Genomic DNA, 19,070 nt, shown 5'->3' on the forward strand with positions numbered 1-19,070 from the left:
CGCCGACGGCCGCATCGTCGACGAACTCCACCAGCCCACCGCCGACACCGTCCTGGACCGCATGCGCCGCTTCGACGCCAAGGGCCGCACCAGCTGATCCGGCCCACCAGGGCCCGAAGCCACCCGTCCCCCGAGTACCCCCAGGACTGACACTCCCTCATGTTCCGCACCGCACTGCGCAATGTGCTCGCCCACAAGGGCCGACTGCTGATGACGGTACTGGCCGTCATGCTCGGCACCGCCTTCGTGTCCGGCACGCTGGTCTTCTCCGACACCTTCGGCAACGCGCTGAGGACCCAGAACTCCAAGAGCTACACCGACGTCGCCGTCACGGTCGCCGACCGCGAGGCCCGCAACCTCAGCGACGACGACGGCGGCCGGATCGCCGGCCCGACCCTCACCGAGGAGACCCGTGCCAAGGTCGCCGCGGTGCCCGGCGTCGCCGAGGTCCGCGGCGTGGTCAGCGGCTTCGCCGGCATCGCCGACACCAAGGGCGCGCTGATCGGCAACGGCTTCTCCACCACCGGCACCAACTACGTGCCGGGCGCCGACGGCACCGACCCGCGCTACCCGATGGTCGAGGGCCGCGGCCCGAAGGACGCCACCGAGATCGCGCTGGACCGCAAGACCGCCGACAAGGGCGGCTACAAGGTCGGCGACACCGTCCGGGTCGCGGTCAACGGCCCGGTGATGAAGCTCAAGCTCACCGGCACCCTGACCACCAACGACCCGCGCGTGGTGGCCGGCGGCTCGCTCGCCGCCTTCGACACCGCCACCGCCCAGCAGCTCTACCTGACCCCGGGCCGCTACGCCGAGCTGGACGTCAGGTCCAAGCCGGGCACCGACGACGCCGCGCTGCTCACCGCCGTCAAGCAGGCCGTCCCGCAGGGCGACTCCATCGAGGCGAAGACCGGCCGCGAACTCGCCGCCGAGCAGGACGAGATGATCCGGAAGGGCACCACCGTCCTGACCACCGTCCTGATGGGCTTCGCGGGCATCGCGCTGTTTGTCGGCATCTTCATCATCGCCAACACCTTCACCATGCTGGTCGCCCAGCGCACCAAGGAGCTGGCGCTGCTGCGCGCCGTCGGCGCCACCCGCCGCCAGATCACCCGCTCGGTGCTGATCGAGGCCGTCCTGGTCGGCCTGACCGCCGCGGTGACCGGTCTGCTGGCGGGCATCGGCATCGCCGCCGGGCTCAAGTCGCTGCTCAACGGCCCGATGGACGCCAACCTGCCGGACGGCCCGCTGATCATCGCCCCGACCACGGTGGCCACCGCGCTCGCGGTCGGCGTGCTGGTGACGGTGCTGGCCGCCTGGCTGCCCGCCCGCCGGGCCTCCCGGATCGCCCCGGTGGCGGCGATGAGCTCGGCCGAGCAGCCCGCGACCCAGAAGGGCCTGCGGATCCGCAACACCATCGGCCTGCTGTTCTCCCTGGCCGGCCTCGCCGCGCTGGCCGGCGGTGTGGCCGGCAAGGAGGTCAAGCTGGTCGGCCTCGGCGCCGGCACGCTGCTGATCGGCGTGTTCGTGCTGACCCCGCTGCTGTCCCGGCCGCTGATCGCGCTGTTCGCCCCGCTGCTGCGCGCCGTGTACGGCGCCCCGGGCAAGCTGGCCCAGGAGAACGCGGTCCGCAACCCGCGCCGCACCGCCGCGACCGCCTCGGCGCTGACCATCGGCGTCACCCTGATCACCTCGCTGACGGTGATCGGCGCCTCGGTGAACCAGGCCGTGGACAAGGCCGCCGAGACCGACCTCAAGGCCGACTACACGGTCGCGATGCAGAACTTCTCGAAGCTCTCCCCCGAGGTCGCCACCCAGATCGCCAAGGCACCCGGCGTCAGCGTGATCAGCGCCGAGCGCAGCGTCACCGTCAAGACGGGGCAGAACGGCGAGGACAGCGAGTGGATGACCGCGGTGGACGCCGCGACCATCGACCAGGTGGCCACCGTCAAGGTCAAGGAGGGCTCCCCGGACGCCCTCAAGCAGGGCAGGCTGCTGGTCAGTTCGGGCCGCGCCGAGCGCGCCGGCTACAAGGTCGGCGACACCCTCGCCGTCACCTACCCGGACGGCGCCAAGGGCTCGCTGACCGTCGGCGGCATCCTGGAGGCCAACACCGCGCTGGCCTCGGTCATCGTCCCGGAGGCCGTGGTCGCCCCGCACCTGGCACCCGCCACCGGCCTGGAGAAGGTCCTGGTCAAGGGCACCAACGGCGCGACCGAGGAGCTGAAGCAGGCGCTGCGCGACGCGACCGGCGGCAACCCGCTGATCGCGGTCAAGGGCGCGAAGGAGATCAAGGCGGAGAACCGCCAGATGATCACCGGCATCCTGAACATGATGTACGGGCTGCTCGGCATGTCCGTGGTCATCGCGGTGCTCGGCGTGGTCAACACCATGGCGATGTCGGTGTTCGAGCGCCGCCGGGAGATCGGCATGCTGCGGGCGATCGGCCTGGACCGGCTCGGCATCCGCCGGATGGTCCGGCTGGAGTCGCTGCTGATCGCGCTGTTCGGCGGGCTGGTGGGTGTCGGACTCGGCATCCTGGTCGCCTGGGCGGGTGTGCGCACGCTGGCGGACAGCCTCAAGGACATCACCACCGTGGTGCCGCCGGTGCAGACCGTCGGCTTCCTGCTCGCGGCCGCCGTGATCGGCCTGCTGGCCGCGCTCTGGCCGGCCCACCGGGCGGCGAAGCTGGACATCCTGGACTCGATCAAGAGCCAGTAGTCCGGGCCCGGAACGGATGGAGCCCCCGGGGCGGTTCGGAAGAACCGGCCCGGGGGCTCCGTCGTGTCATCAGGCGAGCGTCATCAGGTGGACATCGTCAACCGGACAGCATCAAGTGAACCGGATCGGGTGAACCGGATCAGTTGAACAGCACCTTCTCGTTGTTCGGCTGCAGGGTGCCGGTGGTCAGCCCGGCGGCCGAGACCAGCAGCTGGCCGGCCGGCTTGCCGTCGGTGCCCAGCACCTCGGCGTTGACCGCCGTGGTCTCGTCCGGCGCGGTGACCTGGAGGCCGGTGAGCACGTGGCAGGTCGCGTCCGACTTGTCGCAGGCGCTCCACTTGAGGCCCGCGTAGCCGGACTTGTTGGGCTTCAGGGTCACCAGCACCGCGGGCCCGGGGTGCGACTCGCGGTTGGCCGCCAGCGCGTCCGCGCTGTTGTCGGCCTTCAGTCCGCCGAAGCCCGGGTAGCCGTACAGGGTGCAGTTGTGGCTGCTCTTGTTCTTGATCGTCAGCATCGCCGAGCCCGCGCCCTTGAGCTGCACGGTGGCGGTGATGTCGTCGCTCTTGCAGCGCGAACCGGCCGCCTGGCCGGCCATCGGGTCGCCCGGGACGGTGGCCCCGGCGGCGCTCGCCTTCGGGTCGCCCGGCTTGTCGTCGGTGTACTTCACGTCGTCGCACGCGGTCAGCAACACGGTCGCCGCGAGGGCGGCGACACCGGCGGCGACTAACCTGGCAGGCCTGCGAACGGTCATGTTCCCCCCATGTGTGGGTAATGGCATGGTGCTGTCACCCTAAGTACGAAGGTGGTGGCGCAACGGTTCCACTGGGACTGCAGTTTGTCAGAGCTGACCGTTTTCGTCGTCTTCCTGACTGGTTCCGACCGCTCCTGGCGAGAACTGGCTCGGCTCCTACGAAACCGCCCCGACCGGCGGGTGCCGGACGGGGCGGTACGGGTGGAGCGGGGTGGAGCGGGTGCTACGGGTGGAACAGGTCGAACGGCCGGATCAGGCGGCCGGCTTGGCGGCCACCGGCTGGGCGGGCTTCTTGCTCCTGCCGCCGCCGAGGAGGTTGAAGAACACCGCCAGGGTCGGGACCAGGTAGAGCAGCCAGACCACCAGCTGCAGCACCGTCGGGTCCGGCTGGAAGTTGAACACGCCCTTCAGCAGGGTGCCGTACCAGCTGTCCTTGGGGATGGTGCTGGAGATGTCGAAGGCCGTGCTGTGCAGGCCCGGCAGCCAGCCGGCCTCCTGGAGGTCGTGCACGCCGTAGGCGAGGACGCCGGCCGCGACCACGACCAGCATCGCGCCGGTCCAGGTGAAGAACTTGGCCAGGTTGATCTTCAGCGCGCCCCGGTAGAACAGCCAGCCGAGCACCACCGAGGTGAGCAGGCCGAGCGCGGCGCCGATCAGCGGGTTCCAGCCGTCACCGGTGGCCTGGACCGCGGTCCAGATGAACAGGGACGTCTCCAGGCCCTCACGGCCGACGGCCAGGAAGGCGGTGACCACCAGGGCGGTGGTGCCCATCGCGATCGCCGCGTCCAGCTTGCCGTGCAGCTCGGTCTTCAGGTGCCGGGCGGTGCGCCGCATCCAGAAGACCATCCAGGTCACCAGGCCGACCGAGATGATCGACAGCGAGCCGCCGAGCGCCTCCTGGGCCTCGAAGGTGAGCTGCGAGGAGCCGAACTGGAGCACCGCGCCGAAGGCCATGGAGAGCGCCACGGCCGAGCCGACGCCGATCCACACCGGCGGCAGCCGGTCCTTGCGGCCGGTCTTGACCAGGTAGGCGATCAGGATGCAGACGACCAGGCTGGCTTCGAGGCCTTCGCGCAGGCCGATCAGGTAGTTGCCGAACACGCGGGCTCCTGGGGGGTGTCGAGATGGTACGGGAGAACAGGAGGGGTGTCAGCCGAAGAGGGCCTGGCCCCACCACTCCCCCGGCTTGCGCACGCCCGCCGGGCAGGCGAAGTGGGCGGAGCCGACGTGCTGGATGTACTCGTTGAGCTTGTCGCTCGCCGCGAGCTTCTGCTGGAGCGGGACGAAGGCCTTGCGGGTGTCGCGCTGGTAGGCGAGGAAGAACAGCCCGGCGTCCAGGCGGCCGAGGCCGTCGGTGCCGTCGGTGAAGGAGAAGCCGCGGCGCAGGATCATCAGGCCGCTGTTGGCGTCCGGGTGGGCGAGGGCGACGTGCGAGGTCGCGGGCATCGCCGCGAGGTCCGGCGCGTCGTGCTCCTTGCCCTTGCCGTACGGGGCGCCCTCGCCCTTGGTGCGGCCGAAGGTGTCCTCCTGGTCCTTCAGCGAGGCGCGGTCCCAGGTCTCGATGTGCATCCGGATCCGCCGGGCGACCAGGTAGGAGCCGCCGGCCATCCACTCCGGGCCGTCGCCGGGGGCGGCCCAGACGTGGTCGGCCAGCTTCGCGCCGTCGGTGCCCGCGATGTTGTGGGTGCCGTCCTTGAACCCCATCAGGTTGCGCGGGGTCTGCTCGTCCGGGGTGGTCGAGGAGGTCTTGCCGAAGCCGAGCTGCGACCAGCGGATGTTGACGGTGCCCATGCCGATCCGGGCCAGGTTGCGGATCGCGTGCACGGCGACCTGCGGGTCGTCGGCACAGGCCTGGACGCAGAGGTCGCCGCCGCTGCGGGCCGGGTCGAGCTTGTCGCCCTTGAAGTTCGGCAGGTCGATCAGGCCCTCGGGGCGCTTGGCCTGGAGGCCGAAGCGGTCGACGCCGTCCTTCTCGAACAGGCTCGGCCCGAAGCCGATGGTCAGGGTGAGCCGGGAGGCGGGCAGGCCGAGGGCCTCGCCGGTGTCGTCCGGCGGCGCCTCCGGCGAGCCGGGCACCGCGCCGGTGCCGACCTCGCGGCCGCCGGTCATCGCGGCGGCCGCCTTGGTCCACTCCTTGAGCAGCTTGACCAGGGACTCCCGGGTGGCCTTCTCGGAGACGTCGAAGGCGGCGAAGTGCAGCCGGTCCTGGACCGGGGTGGAGATGCCCGCCTGGTGCTCGCCGTAGAACGGCACCTCGGCGCCGACGGGGGCGGCGACCGGGACGGCGTCGTCCTGCCGGGTGGCCGCGGCGACCGAGCCGACGGCGGCGGCGCCGAGCGCGACGCCCGCGCCGGCCCAGCCGATGACGGCGCGTCGGCTGACCGCGCCCCTGGTCCCGGTGGCGTCGGCGGCGGCCGGCGTCCCGTTCTGCTGCTCGTTCTCCGCGTCCATCGGCGGGCGGGCCCTTCTACTGTGCTGGACTTCTGCGCTGACCCGCGGAGGCCGTGGGGCCCGGATCGCGGGCCGCCACGGCGTCGGCGGGGTACTTCGGGGCGGGGTGGCCGGTTACTTGACGACCACGGCGGCGGCCAGCTTCGACAGCGGCTCGCCCAGCGAGTTGACCGCGTCGGAGAAGGCCTTGCGCTCGGCCTCGGTGACCTTGTCGTAGGAGGTGAAGGTGCCGTCGGCCTGCTTGTACTTGGCCAGCAGGGTGTTGATGGCGGCGAACTCGGAGTCCAGCGTCTTCGCCAGCTCCGCGTCCTTCTCGGAGGCGACCGGCTTCAGCAGTTCGTAGGCCTTCTGCGCGCCCTCGACGTTGGCGTGGAAGTCGGCCAGGTCGGTGTGGCTGTAGCGGTCCTCCTCACCGGTGATCTTGTTGGTGGCGACCTCGTCCAGCAGCTCCTTGGCGCCGTTGGCCATGCTGGTCGCGGTGATCTCCGCCTCGGGGATCTTCTTCTGCCAGTCCTTGAGGTCGGCGACCAGCTGGTCGGCGAGCTTCTTCTCGTCGTCGCCGATCTTCGCGTCGGCCCAGAGCGACTTCTCCAGCTTGTGCCAGCCGGTCCAGGCCTGGCCCGGCTCCAGCTTGTCCTCGCGGGTGTCGGTCTTCGGGTCGACGTCGCCGAAGCTCTCGGCGACCGGCTCGGTGCGCTCCCAGCCGGTGCGCGAGGGCGCGTACAGCGACTTGGCCTTCTCCAGGTCGTCCGCCTTGATCGCGGCGGCGAAGGCCTCGACGGCCGGGATGGTGGCGTCGGCCTGCTCCTGGGCGTACTTCCGGTAGGAGTCGACGGCGGCGGCCAGGCGCGGGTCGGCCGGCGCGGCGCTGCCGCCCTCGCCGGTGACGGTGATCTTCTGGCGGATGCCGTTGCCGACCATGCCGGGCTTGCAGGCGATCTCGTACGAGCCGGCCTTGATCTCGGCGTTGATGCTCGCCTTGGTGCCGGGGCCGATGTTCTCGCGCTCGGTGACGATCTTGTCGCCGTCGCCGTAGACGTAGACCTCGGTGGTCTTGGAGCCCTTGTTGCTGATGTCCAGGACGACGTGGCCGGCCGGGAAGGTGGTCTTGGAGACCTCGCAGGCGGTGTCGGTCGCGTTCACCTTGACCGCGTCGGAGCCGCCGGCCTTGTCGTCCTTCTTGGACGCGCAGCCGGCCAGGGCTGCGGTCGCCACGGCGAGGGTGAGCAGCGCGGCTGCGGTGGAACGGCGACGGGCGGACATGCGGGCTCCAACGGGAAAGGGCATGGGTGTGCCAAGGCAGTGCGGCCGGCCGGGGACCAGCAGACCATCATTAGCTAAGGCATACCTTACGTAAAGACGATTTTCCGTCTACACCCACCCCCTGAACCGTTACCGTCCCGGTGTCCGGCGGGCGGCCGTCCTGCCCGGCAGGCCGCCACCGTCCCGGCCGGCGGCTACCGTCCCGGTGTCCGGCGGGCCGCGGCCCGGGCCGTCCAGCGGCCCTCGTGCCGGCTGATCCGGATCGGGTGGCCGAAGGTCTCGCTGATCAGCTCCGTGGTCATCACCTCGTCCACCGGCCCGGCCGCCACACACTCGCCGCCGCGCAGCAGCAGGGCGTGGGTGGTGCTCTCCGGCAGCTCCTCCAGGTGGTGGGTGACCAGCACGCTGGCCAGCTCCGGGTGCTGGTGGCGCAGCAGGTCCAGGCTGTCCAGCAGCAGCTCCCGGGCGGTCAGGTCGAGCCCGGTGGCCGGCTCGTCGAGCAGCAGCAGCCGGGGACTGGGCATCAGCGCGCGGGCGATCAGGGCCCGGCCGCGCTCGCCCTGGGAGAGCGTCGTCCACGCGGCCTCGGCCATCGCGCGCATGCCGAGCGTGTCGATCAGCTGCTCGGCCCGCTCCAGCGCCTCCGGGGCCGGCTTGCGGTGGAACTCCGGCTCGATCGTGTTGGTGTAGCCGGTGAGCACCACCTCGCGCACGCTCAGCGGCGAGCGCAGCGGGTGGCGCGGGTTGACGTGCCCGAGGTGGGCGCGCAGCTCGCGGACGTCCACCCGGCCGAGCCGGCGGCCGAGCACGTCCACCTCGCCGCGGGTGGGGTGGGAGACGGCGCCGAGCAGCGCGAGCAGGGTGGACTTGCCGGCGCCGTTGGGGCCGAGCAGCGCCCAGTGCTCGCCGGGCCGGATCTCCAGGGTGATCCCGCGCAGCAGGTGGCGGCCGTCGCGCACGACGTCCACGTCGCGGGTGCGCAGCACGGGCCCGGCGAAGTCGGGGGCGGATGAGTTCATGGGACTCCGATCACGGTGCCGGGCAGGGTGCGGGCGGGGCGCCGCACGGGACGGTCCGGCGCCGTCCGTCCGCGTGCAGAGTACAACCGTCGAGTCGCGGGAGGTCGGGGCGTCCGAGGGGTGGACGCGCCAGAACCCTGTCGCCCGGCGGGAGTTGGGAGGAGGATGGTGCCCTTTCCGAGGGGGGACGAGGGGGGACTCGATGACCGCGGACGGGGAACGGGCCGCCGGCACGCTGCACGGGCTGGTCGAGGAACGGGCCCGCCGGGCGCCGGCCGCGGTGGCCGTGCGCTGCGGCGGGCAGGAACTCACGTACGGGGAGCTGGTGGAGCGGGCCGGGCGGCTGGCCGCCGTGCTGGCGGAGCGGGGCCTGGCCCCGGGCGGCCGGGCGGCGGTCGCGCTGGGCCGGGGCACCGAGGTGTACGTGGCGCTGCTGGCCGTGCTGACGGCGGGCGCGGCGTTCGTGCCGCTGGAGCCCACCGCGCCGGACGCGCTGCTGCGGCACGTGCTGGCGGACGCCGCACCGGACGTGGTGGTCACCGAGGAGCGCCACCGGGTCCGACTGGCGGACGCGGGCGGGGCGCCGCTGGTCTGCGTCGACACGGCCGCCCCCGCGCGGGCCCCCTTCGAGCCGCCCGAGGTCACCGCCGCCGACCTCGCCTGCGTCTTCTACACCTCCGGCTCCACCGGCCTGCCCCTCGGCGCGCTGATCGAGCACCGCAACCTGCTGGCCGCGTACGAGGGCTGGCGCGAGGTGTACGGGCTCACCGCCGAGGACCGGATCCTGCAGACCGCGAGCCTGGAGTTCGACGTCTTCACCGCCGACTGGGTCCGGGCCCTCGGCACCGGCGCGACCCTGGTCGTCACCCCGTTCAACCTCACCCTGGACCGCGCCGCCGACCTCGGCGCGCTGCCCGCCCTGGTCGCCGCCGAGCGGATCACCGTCCTGGAGCTGAACGTCCGCACCGCGCGCCGGCTGACCGCCCTGCTGGCGCGGACCGGCGGCAGGCTGCCCGGGGTGCGGCTGCTCACCGTGGGCGCCGAGAAGTGGTACCTGGACGAGCAGTTGGGCCTGCAGCGGCTGCTCGGCGGGGAGGCGAGGGTGCTGAACGTCTACGGGCTGGCCGAGGCCACCGTGGACAGCACCTGGTTCGACGCCCGGGGCACCGCGGCCGCCGAGGGCGCCGAACGGGTCTCGCTGGTCGGCCGGCCCTTCCCCGGCACCCGGGTGTACGTGCTGGGCCCGAACGGCACCCCCGCCAAGCAGGGCATGACGGGGGAGATCGCGATCGCCGGCGCCGGCCTGGCCCGCGGCTACCTGAACCGGCCGGCGGACACCGCCCGCCGCTTCGTCCGCGCGGACTTCGACCCGGACGGCCGGGTGCTGCTGACCGGCGACCTCGGGGTGCTGCGGGCGGACGGCGTGCTGGAGTTCACCGCCCGGGCCGCGACCGTGGTCGGCCCGCTCGGCGCGGAGCGGCCGACCGGCGTGCTGGCGCGGGTGCGGGCGGCGGTCCACGCGGAGGGCGCGCTGCGCGGGCACCCGGCGGTGCGGGAGGCGGCCGTCGTCTACGTGGAGCCGGTACCGGGGCGGCGGCGGCTGGTCGGCTACGCGGTGACCGATCCGGCCGTGTACGGGGCGGACGGCTGGTCGCTCTCCCAGTACCTGGAGAGGAAGCTCAGGGGCCGCCCGGTGCCCGCCGCCGTCGTCACGCTGCGCGAGCTGCCGCGCACCCGGGCGGGCAAGCTGGACCGCGCGGCACTGCCGCTGCCGGCCCCGCCGGAGCACGCCGCCCCGCGCTCCGCCAAGGCGGGCGGGCGGAGCGGCGGCAAGGGCGGCGGCAAGGCCGGGGGCCGGCGTTCCGGGGACGCGGGCTTCACCGGCGGCTGCGCGGCGGTGGTCTGCGTCCTGGTGTTCGCCTTCGCGGCCTGGGCGATGACCTTCGCACTCTTCCCCGGCTCGACCGACCTCACGGGAGTCCCCTCCCCGTACCGCGGCTTCTTCCAGCTGCTGTACCTCTGCGAGAACCTGGCCTTCGGGGCCGGGATCGTCTACCTCACCATCGGTTTCGAGGCCGTCCTGCGGCTGGGCAGGCCGTTCGGGCTGTCGGTGCTGACCCATCTGGCGATCGCCTGGCTGCTGGTCAACTGGTGGCCGCAGGACAACCTCTACCGGCTCACCAGGGCCACCGACTGGCCGCGCGAGACGGCGATGGTGTTCGCGTTCAACGTCCCGCTGATGCTCGCGGCGCTGGTGCTGGTGCGCTTCGTGCTCTGGCGGCCGCCGGCCGGGAAGGAGTGACGGGACCCCGGCGGCGGCTCAGGCGGGTCCGACCCCAGCGGCGGCTGCTCAGGCGCGCCCGATGTCGCCGGCGGCTCAGCGCAGCGCCTCGAACATCCGGGCCAGCCCGTGGTTCGCGGCGGCGACCAGCGCCTCGGCCGCGTCCAGCGACTCGGTGTCCGGCCCGGCCAGGGCGAGGCCGACGAAGGGCTCCGGCTCGCGGGAGGCGGTCGGGATCAGCGGCAGCAGGGTGACGCCGAGCCGGGCGCAGCGCGGCCGCAGCCGTTCCAGGTGGTCGTGCAGCGCGGCCTGGTCGAGCCGGGCGCCGAGCGGCATCGCGTCCAGGGTGCGGACCAGGTGGCCGGGGCCGCGCACCGCGTCGAGGCGGGCGCGCAGCACGAGGGCGACGGCCGGCCCGGTGAGCCGCAGGTTGATCTCGGTGGGGGCGAGCCGGCGCTCCCGGTCGGTGACGAAGTCGACGTCGTACCAGCCCCGGTAGCCCTCGGCGGCCAGCCGCTCCCCCACCGCCACGGCGAACCGGCGGGCGGTGTCGGCGGCGTCCCCCGGCACCGCGCCGGGGCCGACGGTGACGCCCTGGTAGCGGGTGCCGGCCACCTCCATGGCGCCCGCGCCGACCGGGTGGACGGTGCCGTCCGGGCCGACCAGGGCGTCCTGGGTGAGGTCGCGAAGCCGGGCGGACGGGCCGGCGTCGACGTACTCCTCCAGCAGCAACTCCCCGTCGGCGGGAAGGAGTTCGGTGCGGACCAGGCGCCGCAGCAGGGCCCGGCCGCCGCCCGCGGCGAACAGTTCGGCGGGCTCCACCACGACGGTGCCGTAGCCGCCGACGCCGTACGGGCTCTTCAGCACCGTGGTCAGGCCCCGGACGGCGCGGGCGGTCAGCCGGCGGGCCGCCCGGCGCCGACCGCCCGGGCGCTCCTGGTGCGGCACCCGGATGCCGGGGTGCCCGGGGGCGAGGGCGGTGAACAGGTCGTGCGCGGCGGCCTTGGACTCGTAGCGGCGGACGGCGGCCAGCTCGGGCCCCTCGCCCTGCGCGGCCGTCCGGCCCCACCCCACCACCGGACGGCCGGAGTCGGCGATCCGGGCCGCCAGGGCGGGACGGTCCGCGAGGGCCTCGGCCACCGTGCGGTCCGGTGCCACGCCGCTGTGCACCTCGACCGGGCCCCAGGCCAACTCCCGGGCCAGCCAGTCGGTCCACTCCGGGGCGACCTCGGCGGGCAGCACCAGCAGCGCCGGTTCGGGGCTGTAGCAGGCGGCCAGGCAGGCGTAGTGGTGGGCGTGCCGCAGCCGTCGCAGGCGCTGTGCAGGATCCATGCCGGGGGCGAAGAACTGCGCGTTGAAGTCCGCGACGTCGCCCACGTGGACCGCCGCCCGGCCGCCGGTCCAGGCCCCCACCCATCCGTCCATGGGGCGGAAGCGTAGAGCCTCGGCGGGCCGGCCGCCCAGTGTCGGAGCACCGGAGGTCCGGCGGCCCGGCGGCACGGTGTCAGAGCGCCAACAGCCCGGCGTCGGTGGGGCGCAGGCCGCAGGCGTCGAGGTAGAAGGGGCGCAGGTGCGGCTCGAAGTCGACGTGCAGCCAGGCGCAGCCGGCCGCGCGGGCGCCGTCGGCGGCCTCCGCGACCAGCCGGGTGGCGACGCCCTGCCGCCGGGTGTCCGGGGAGACCGCGGTGTCGAGCAGGAAGGCGTGGACGCCGCCGTCCCAGGCGAGGTTGACGAAGCCGAGCAGGGCGCCGTCGGCGGTGCGGCGGGCGGTGACCCAGCCGAGGCTGTGCCGTTCCAGCCGGGCGAGCCGGCCGCCGGGTTCCACGGGGTGGCCGAAGGCCTCGGCGTGCAGGGCGTCGAGTTCGGGATCGGTGAGCGGGCCGCGCCACAGGTAGTCGATCGTCACGACGGCACTGTAGAGCCCTTGTTAACTTCCGATCATTTTTTATCGACCAAGGACACGACTTGGCAAAGTTATGACCTTTCCTCTAGCTCAATCTGACTGACCCCCGTCAATCTCGGTCGCAGCTCCTTTCCCTGCACAGCTACCCCCACTGGAGTCCGAGTGATCCCCACGTCCTCCTCCCGCCGTGCCCGCGTGGCCGTGGCCTTCGTGGTCGTCGCCGCCCTCGCCGGCGCCACCGTCCCGGCCGCCACCGCCTCCGCCGCCCCCGGCATGCGCGAGGCCGCGATATCCCAGGCCCGCGCCAACGTCGCCCACAACGCGGGGGTGTTCGGCTTCGGCGCCGGCCAGGACCTCGTGCTCAAGGACGTCGTGGTCGACGCCGACGGTGCCACCCACGTCCGCTTCGACCGGACCTTCCAGGGCCTGCCGGTGGTCGGCGGCGACCTGGTCGTCCACCAGGACGCCAAGGGCCGGCTCAAGGACTCCTCCCGCGCGGCCGCCCACGACGCCGCCGTGAAGTCGACCGTCCCCAAGGTGACCGCGCAGTCCGGCGCGGCCGGCGCGCTGGCCGCCGCCCCGGGCGTCAAGGACGCCGTCAGCAGCCCCGAGCTGGTCGTCTGGGCCGCCGACGGCACCCCCCGGCTGGCCTGGCGCACCACCGTCGAGGGCACCGGCGAGCACGGCCAGCCAGCAGGCAAGGTGGTCGTCACCGACGCCACCACGGGCGAGCAGATCGAGTCCTACGACGCCGAGCACCAGGCGGCCGGCACCGGGAACTCCGAGTACACCGGCACGGTCACCATCGACACCACCGCCGCGAACGGCGGCTACACCCTGACCGACCCGGTCCGCGGCCACGTCACCAAGGACGCCAACAACGTCGCCGCGAGCTCGCTCAAGGCCTCCTCCGGCACCGCGATCACCAGCACCACCAACGTCTGGGGCGACGGAAAGAAGTTCTCCTCCAACCGCACCACCGCCGCCGTCGACGCCCACGCCAACACCGCCTGGACGTACGACTACTACAAGAACGTCCACGGCCGCAGCGGCATCAAGAACGACGGCAAGGGCGCCACCGTCTTCGTCCACGTCGGCACCAACTGGGACAACGCCCAGTGGTCCGACACCTGCTTCTGCATGATGACCGGCGACGGCGACGGCACCACCGACCCGGAGCAGGTGGACCTCGACACCATGGGCCACGAGATGACCCACGGCGTCACCAGCGCCACCGCCAACCTGCGCTACAGCGGCGAGTCCGGCGGCCTCAACGAGTCCACCAGCGACATCTTCGGCACCATGGTCGAGTGGTACGCCAACAACAGCGTCGACAAGGGCGACTACCTGTTCAGCGACCAGTCCACCCCGCCGTGGCTGCGCCGCTTCGACAAGCCCTCGCTGGACGGCCGCTCGGCCGACTGCTGGAGCAGCGGCGTCGGCAAGCTCGACGTCCACTACTCCTCGGGCGTCGGCAACCACTGGTTCTACCTGGCCAGCGAGGGCAGCGGCACCAAGACCGTCAACGGCGTCACCTACACCAGCCCGACCTGCAACAACTCCACGCTGGCCGGCATCGGCAACGCCAAGGTCGCCAAGATCTGGTACCGCGCGCTGACCGTCTACATGACCTCCACCACCACCTACAAGGGCGCCCGCTCCGCCTCCCTGAACGCGGCCCGCGACCTGTACGGCGCCGGCAGCGCCGAGTACAACGCGGTCGCGGCGGCCTGGAGCGGAGTCAACGTCAACTGACGTACAGTGCCTAGTGGTCGAAGCCCACGTGGCAGTGGTCGTGGTGGGTGTCGTCGGTGAAGAACCGGTTGCCGACGCCGCCCGGGGCCGCCACCGGACCGCCCACGTTGTACGAACCGGCGGCGGCCGCGTCCCGCATGAAGGACTCGACCAGCTGCCGGGACGTACCCGGGTCCACCACCGCCAGGCCGTCGATCCGCCAGACGTCGAAGGCCCGGCCCAGCGGATGGTCGCTGGGCCGGGTCGTCCCGAAGACGTCCAGCGGGTGGCCGGTCCGCACCACGCTCACCGAGAGCGTGTACGGGCCGGCCAGCCGCAGCATCGCCTCCAGCACGCTGTCGTGGACCGTGCCGCCGCGCAGGTCGGCGGCGGCCTCCGGCGGCAGCTCGATCCGGGGCTCGGCCAGCACCCGGGCCACCGCGGGCGAGGGCGCGGCGGCCGCCGGGCCCGCGACACCCGGACGCAGGTCGGTGACGGTCCAGCGCGGCTCGGCCCGGCCCAGCCGGACGTCCACCGTGGTGCCGCCCTCGGTCACCGAGCCGTCCGGGCCTCGGGTCCACTGGCGGCACACCACCAGCACGCTCGCCGAGTCGTCGAGGATGCCGCCGTACTGGGCGACCACCACCTCCAGGCTCGCCTCCGACGCCGCCGGGGCCAACGGACCGGCGGCATCGGCCAGCGCGGGCGGCAGGCCGAGCGCCGCCACCCGGGCCCGGGCCGCCTCCACCCCCTGCCCGCCGGGCGGCCAGTCGCCGAGCGCGGCGACCAGCTCGACGGCGCGGCGCTTGACGTCGGGCTGGATCTCGCCGGGGCCGGGCTGCCAGAGGGGCGGGCGGGGCAGCGGGGTGACCGTGGGCGTGGGCGTTTCGGGCGCGGGTGTTGCGGTCGGTGTTCCCGGCGTCGTCGCGCTCGGACTCGGCCCAGCCGCCCGTGACGTGCTCCCGCCCGTACACCCCGCCGCACCCAGCGCCAGCGCCGCCGCCGCGCCCGCCCGCAGCACCCCGCGCCGGTCCGGACCCCGGCCGCCGTCTCCACCCGTCATGCCGTCAGTATGCGGCTACGTCAGCTCCGGGGGCCGCAGGCCGTAGCGGCCCTCCTCGGTCCGCACGATCCAGTCGGGCTCGCCGAGCTTCGCCCGCAGCAGCGCCATCGGGTACCTCAGCTCGTGGGGGTGGAGCGACGCGTCGTAGACCTTCCACAGGATCGTGTCCGGCGCGTGCACGCCCTCGCCCAGCTCGATCAGGCCGCGCAGCAGCTTGACGTCCGAGCGGCGGAGCCGGACCTCACGGCCGTCCACGGTGACGACCTGGGTGTCCAGGTCGATGACGAGGCGCCCGTCGAAGGCGGTCAGCGAGCCCTGCGGCTCCAGGACCACGCCGAGATGCCGGCGGATCCAGTCCGCCCCGGCCTGTTCGTCCACCGGCCCGGCGCCCGCCGCGTTCTCCTGCTCCACGCCCGGCAGCCTAACCGGCGGCGCCCCGCGCCGACCAGGCCGCGCTCCAACCGGCCAGCTCGGCCGGGCGGTTGGTGATGATCCCGTCCACGCCCGCCGCCGCGAGCACCTGCCAGCGGGCGGGCCGGTCGACCGTCCAGACATTCACCGCCACCCCGGCGGCGTGCAGCTCCCCGACCACGCCGGGGCGGGCGGACAGCGCGTCGTCCGCGAGGTTGTAGGCGGACAGGCCGAGGTCGCGGGCGACCGCCACCGGGTCGGCGTCCAGGGTGGAGCGCAGCAGGCCGAGCGGCAGCTCGGGGGCCAGCTCGCGGGTGTACCGCAGGGCGTCCACCTCGAAGCTCTGGACGAGGACCCGGTCGGCCATGCCGTGGTCGCGCACCTCCTGGACGATCCGGGCGACCTCGTCGCGGCTGTGCCGGCCCTTGATCTCCAGCAGCAGCCTGCCGCCGCGGCTGCGCAGGTCCTCCAGCTGGGCGGCCAGGGTCGGCAGCCGGGTGCCCGCGTACGCGGGGGCGAACCAGGAGCCTGCGTCCAGGGAGTCGAGCTGGGCGGCGGTCAGCTCGCGGATCCGGCCGGTGCCGTCGGTGGTGCGGTCCACCGTGTCGTCGTGCAGCACGTACGGGACGCCGTCCCTGCTGGGCTGGACGTCGTCCTCGATCCACTCGGCGCCGGCCCGCCGGGCCACCTCGTCGGAGACCAGGGTGTTCTCGGGCGCGGCGGAGGAGGCGCCGCGGTGCGCGTACACGGTCGGCGGCGCACCGGTCGGGCGCAGCCGGGCGGCGGACGGTCGTGCCGGTGTCCCGGTGAGCGCGACGGCGCCGAGGGCGGCCCCGAGCAGCGCGGCGACGAGGACGGCCCGTCGGGTGTAGGGGTGCCGGGGGTGCCGGGGGTGCCGTTGGGGTGTCATGTCCCGCACGCTACGGTCGGCGGGACGCGCCCTCGCCGCCGACACCGGTGTGCCCGGCCGACATGACGACGGACGGCGGAACGCCCGGTCACCCCTCCCCCAACGCGGCCCCCGCTCCCATCCTCATGGACATGTTCGAATCACTGGCGGTCAGGCCGGTTCAGTAGCGATCATGACCGGCATGACGTCCGACAGCACCGCCACCACCCCCGCCACCACCGCGGCCGCCTCCGGCACCTGGAAGCTCGGCGACCGCACCGTCCACCGGATCGGCTTCGGCACGATGCGCCTGCCGCAGACCGGCCCGGCACTCGTCCCGCACGCCGTCCCGCGCGACCGTGAGCAGGCGCTGCGGGTGCTGCGCCGCGCGGTCGAGCTGGGCGTCAACCACATCGACACGGCGGCCTTCTACTTCTCCCCGCTGCGCTCCGCCAACGAGCTGATCAACCGGGCGCTCTCGCCGTACGCCGACGACCTGGTGATCGCCACCAAGGTCGGCCCCGGCCGCGGCATCGACGGCGAGTGGGTCGAGCACGCCCGCACCCCCGCGCGGCTGCGCGCCCAGGTCGAGCAGAACCTGCGCCAGCTCGGCCGCGACCACCTCGACCTGGTGAACCTGCGCATCCTCGGCACCGACTCGGTCGCCGAACGCTTCGGCGCGCTGGCCGAGTTGCGCGAGGCCGGGCTGATCCGGCAGCTGGGCCTGTCCAACGTCCACCCGCACCAGCTCGCCGAGGCTCAGGCCATCGCGCCGGTGGTCTGCGTGCAGAACCCGTACGGCATCGGCGCCACGCCGGAGCAGGACGAGCTGCTGCGGATCTGCGGGGAGCAGGGCATCGCCTTCGTCCCCTTCTACGCGATCGCCGGGGCCGGACGGCAGGACGGCGCCGGGGAGGCCGAGCCCGCCCAGGTCCGGGCGGTGGCCGAGGCACGCGGGGCGAGCACCGCCCAGGTCCGGCTGGCCTGGACGCTGCACCGCGGCCCGCACGTGCTGGCCATCCCGGGCACCGGCGACGTGGCGCACCTGGAGGAGAACATCGCCGCCGGGGCGCTGCGGCTGTCGGCGGAGGAGCTGGCGCTGCTGGACGAGGCCCACACGGGCCGGGCCCACGCGGACGCGGCCCCCACGGGCTGAGCCGGAACCGGGCGCGGCCCCTGGCGTGTCACTCGGGACGACATGATCTTCGTCCCTCCCGAGGAGTCCCACGGCATGACCGACACCGCCACCCGCTACCTCTACCTGGCCCGCCACGGCGAGGCCGAGTCCCACCGCGACCACAGCGGACTCACCGCCGCCGGGCGCCGGCAGGCCGCACTGCTGGGCCGGCGGCTGGCCGGCCGCCCGGTCTCGGCGCTGCACCACGGCCCGCTGCCCCGGGCGGCCGAGACCGCGCGCCTGGTCGCGGAGCAGCTGACCGGCGTGCGGCCGGAACCCTGCGAGGAGGCCGGGGACTTCGTTCCGTACGTACCCGCGCGGGACGAACTGCCCGACGACGGCGCGCGGTTCCTGCTGGACTTCCTCGGGGGCACCACGGCGGCGGAGCGGGAGGAGGGCGCGGTGCTGGCGCGGCGGGCCGTCGAACGGTTCACCGGGCCGGTGCCGGGCCGCGAGGAGCGGCACGAACTGGTCGTCACCCACGCCTTCCTGGTCGGCTGGCTGGTCCGGCACGCCCTGGACGCCCCGGCCTGGCGGTGGCTCGGCGTCAACGCCGCCAACGCGGCGCTGACCGTCCTGCGCTACACGCCCGGACGGCCGCCCGCCGTCCTGCTGCTGAACGACCAGGGCCACCTGCCGGAGGAGCTGCACTGGACCGGCTACCCGCCCCAGTACCGTTTCTGACGATCGGTCAACCATCGCTCAAGGGAGTCTCGAAGGCCCGTCGACACGAATATGCAGACCGGTCTACTATCGCCGCATGGGAGTCAAGGGTGAGGAGACCCGGGCCCGGCTGATCGCCGGCACCAGGGAACTGATCGAGGCGCAGGGCTACTTCGGGACGGGGCTCAACCGGATCGTGGCCGCCACCGGCGCCCCGCGCGGCTCGCTCTACTTCCACTTCCCCGGCGGCAAGGACCAGTTGGTGGCCGCCGCGCTCACCCAGGCCGGCCAGGAGGTCGAGGCGCTGCTCGCCTCCCTGGCCGGCGAGGGCGCCGGCACCGTCACCCTCGCCGGGCGGCTGATCGACGCCTTCGCCGAACGGCTGGAGCGCTCCCGGTACACCAGCGGCTGCCCGATCGCCACCGTCGCCCTGGAGGTGTCCGGCACCAACGAGGCGCTGCGGGCGCTCTGCGCCGAGCTGTACGCGGGCTGGCAGCGGATCCTGGCCGACCGACTGGAGGGCGAGGGCTTCGGCCCGGCGGAGGCCCGGGTCGCCGCCGGGCAGACCCTCGCCCTGGTAGAGGGCGCCGTCCTACTCGCCTCCGTCCGGCGCGACCCCGAACCGCTGGACCACGCCCGGCAGGCCGTCCGGCGGCTGCTCGGCGCCACGCAGGACCACGCAAGCGCCACCTGAACCCGAACACCGGACGGGCGACGGGCCGGCCGGACCGGGGAGGACGGCCT

The 19,070-nt window shown here is 73.7% G+C and carries 16 protein-coding genes and 1 pseudogene; 7 read left to right on the forward strand and 10 right to left on the reverse strand.

Translation table 11 applies throughout. From position 1 onward, the window contains the following. Positions 1–97, forward strand: a pseudogene (locus ACFCY1_RS33250) (ABC transporter ATP-binding protein); the annotation flags it as partial. 62 nt (positions 98–159) lie between these two features. Further along, positions 160–2,721, forward strand: coding sequence for an ABC transporter permease (locus tag ACFCY1_RS33255; protein ID WP_375876984.1), 2,562 nt, complete (start codon positions 160–162; stop codon positions 2,719–2,721). Between the two features lie 139 nt (positions 2,722–2,860). Here ACFCY1_RS33255 and ACFCY1_RS33260 read toward each other — a convergent pair whose 3' ends face one another. From ACFCY1_RS33260 to ACFCY1_RS33280, 5 genes are all read right to left on the reverse strand, one after another. Further along, the gene (locus tag ACFCY1_RS33260) at positions 2,861–3,472 is read right to left on the reverse strand and encodes a DUF4232 domain-containing protein (RefSeq protein WP_158077734.1); all 612 of its coding nucleotides are present in this window, start codon (positions 3,470–3,472) and stop codon (positions 2,861–2,863) included. Between the two features lie 252 nt (positions 3,473–3,724). Further along, positions 3,725–4,573 carry an iron uptake transporter permease EfeU gene (gene efeU, locus ACFCY1_RS33265; protein ID WP_117486587.1) on the reverse strand — a complete coding sequence of 283 codons (849 nt, stop codon included), beginning with the start codon at positions 4,571–4,573 and terminating at the stop codon, positions 3,725–3,727. Positions 4,574–4,621: 48 nt separating this feature from the next. After that, entirely contained in the window at positions 4,622–5,923 is a 1,302-nt protein-coding gene (gene efeB / locus ACFCY1_RS33270; protein ID WP_375876985.1) for an iron uptake transporter deferrochelatase/peroxidase subunit, read from the reverse strand. 114 nt (positions 5,924–6,037) lie between these two features. Next, a complete protein-coding gene (efeO, locus tag ACFCY1_RS33275; protein ID WP_074003652.1) occupies positions 6,038–7,186 on the reverse strand; it encodes an iron uptake system protein EfeO in 1,149 nt (382 codons plus the stop codon). A 194-nt stretch (positions 7,187–7,380) separates the two neighbouring features. Next, on the reverse strand, positions 7,381–8,205 hold the full coding sequence (locus tag ACFCY1_RS33280; RefSeq protein WP_049655803.1) for an ABC transporter ATP-binding protein: 825 nt from the start codon (positions 8,203–8,205) through the stop codon (positions 7,381–7,383). 202 nt (positions 8,206–8,407) lie between these two features. On the opposite strand from ACFCY1_RS33280, the gene ACFCY1_RS33285 reads away from it, so the two are divergent. Further along, on the forward strand, positions 8,408–10,507 hold the full coding sequence (locus tag ACFCY1_RS33285) for an amino acid adenylation domain-containing protein (protein ID WP_375876986.1): 2,100 nt from the start codon (positions 8,408–8,410) through the stop codon (positions 10,505–10,507). A gap of 75 nt (positions 10,508–10,582) precedes the next feature. Here ACFCY1_RS33285 and ACFCY1_RS33290 read toward each other — a convergent pair whose 3' ends face one another. Together ACFCY1_RS33290 and ACFCY1_RS33295 are read right to left on the reverse strand one after the other, a co-directional pair. After that, positions 10,583–11,911: a hypothetical protein gene (locus ACFCY1_RS33290; protein WP_375876987.1), complete on the reverse strand. Its 1,329-nt coding sequence runs from the start codon at positions 11,909–11,911 to the stop codon at positions 10,583–10,585. A 79-nt stretch (positions 11,912–11,990) separates the two neighbouring features. Then, complete coding sequence (locus tag ACFCY1_RS33295; RefSeq protein WP_074003655.1) at positions 11,991–12,392, reverse strand: GNAT family N-acetyltransferase; 402 nt, start codon at positions 12,390–12,392, stop codon at positions 11,991–11,993. A 159-nt stretch (positions 12,393–12,551) separates the two neighbouring features. Between ACFCY1_RS33295 and ACFCY1_RS33300 the strand changes: the two genes are divergently transcribed. Next, a complete protein-coding gene (locus tag ACFCY1_RS33300; protein ID WP_375876988.1) occupies positions 12,552–14,144 on the forward strand; it encodes a M4 family metallopeptidase in 1,593 nt (530 codons plus the stop codon). 10 nt (positions 14,145–14,154) lie between these two features. Here ACFCY1_RS33300 and ACFCY1_RS33305 read toward each other — a convergent pair whose 3' ends face one another. Genes ACFCY1_RS33305 through ACFCY1_RS33315 form a run of 3 tightly spaced genes read right to left on the reverse strand, consistent with a single transcriptional unit; the run spans position 14,155 to position 16,507 of the window. After that, positions 14,155–15,186 (reverse strand): hypothetical protein, encoded by a 1,032-nt coding sequence (locus ACFCY1_RS33305; protein ID WP_375876989.1) that lies wholly within the window; start codon positions 15,184–15,186, stop codon positions 14,155–14,157. Positions 15,187–15,201: 15 nt separating this feature from the next. Then, positions 15,202–15,597, reverse strand: coding sequence for a hypothetical protein (locus ACFCY1_RS33310; protein ID WP_375876990.1), 396 nt, complete (start codon positions 15,595–15,597; stop codon positions 15,202–15,204). A gap of 10 nt (positions 15,598–15,607) precedes the next feature. Then, entirely contained in the window at positions 15,608–16,507 is a 900-nt protein-coding gene (locus tag ACFCY1_RS33315) for a glycerophosphodiester phosphodiesterase (RefSeq protein ID WP_375876991.1), read from the reverse strand. Between the two features lie 181 nt (positions 16,508–16,688). On the opposite strand from ACFCY1_RS33315, the gene ACFCY1_RS33320 reads away from it, so the two are divergent. The 3 genes from ACFCY1_RS33320 to ACFCY1_RS33330 all read left to right on the forward strand — a co-directional run bounded on the left by ACFCY1_RS33320 (position 16,689) and on the right by ACFCY1_RS33330 (position 19,020). Then, the gene (locus tag ACFCY1_RS33320; RefSeq protein ID WP_375876992.1) at positions 16,689–17,642 is read left to right on the forward strand and encodes an oxidoreductase; all 954 of its coding nucleotides are present in this window, start codon (positions 16,689–16,691) and stop codon (positions 17,640–17,642) included. A gap of 75 nt (positions 17,643–17,717) precedes the next feature. Continuing rightward, on the forward strand, positions 17,718–18,347 hold the full coding sequence (locus tag ACFCY1_RS33325) for a histidine phosphatase family protein (protein WP_375876993.1): 630 nt from the start codon (positions 17,718–17,720) through the stop codon (positions 18,345–18,347). 76 nt (positions 18,348–18,423) lie between these two features. Beyond that, complete coding sequence (locus tag ACFCY1_RS33330; protein WP_375876994.1) at positions 18,424–19,020, forward strand: TetR/AcrR family transcriptional regulator; 597 nt, start codon at positions 18,424–18,426, stop codon at positions 19,018–19,020. The last annotated feature ends 50 nt before the right edge of the window (positions 19,021–19,070 follow it).

This window comes from Kitasatospora sp. NPDC056273 (genome assembly GCF_042268845.1).
In the GTDB taxonomy this organism is placed as follows: Bacteria; Actinomycetota; Actinomycetes; order Streptomycetales; family Streptomycetaceae; genus Kitasatospora.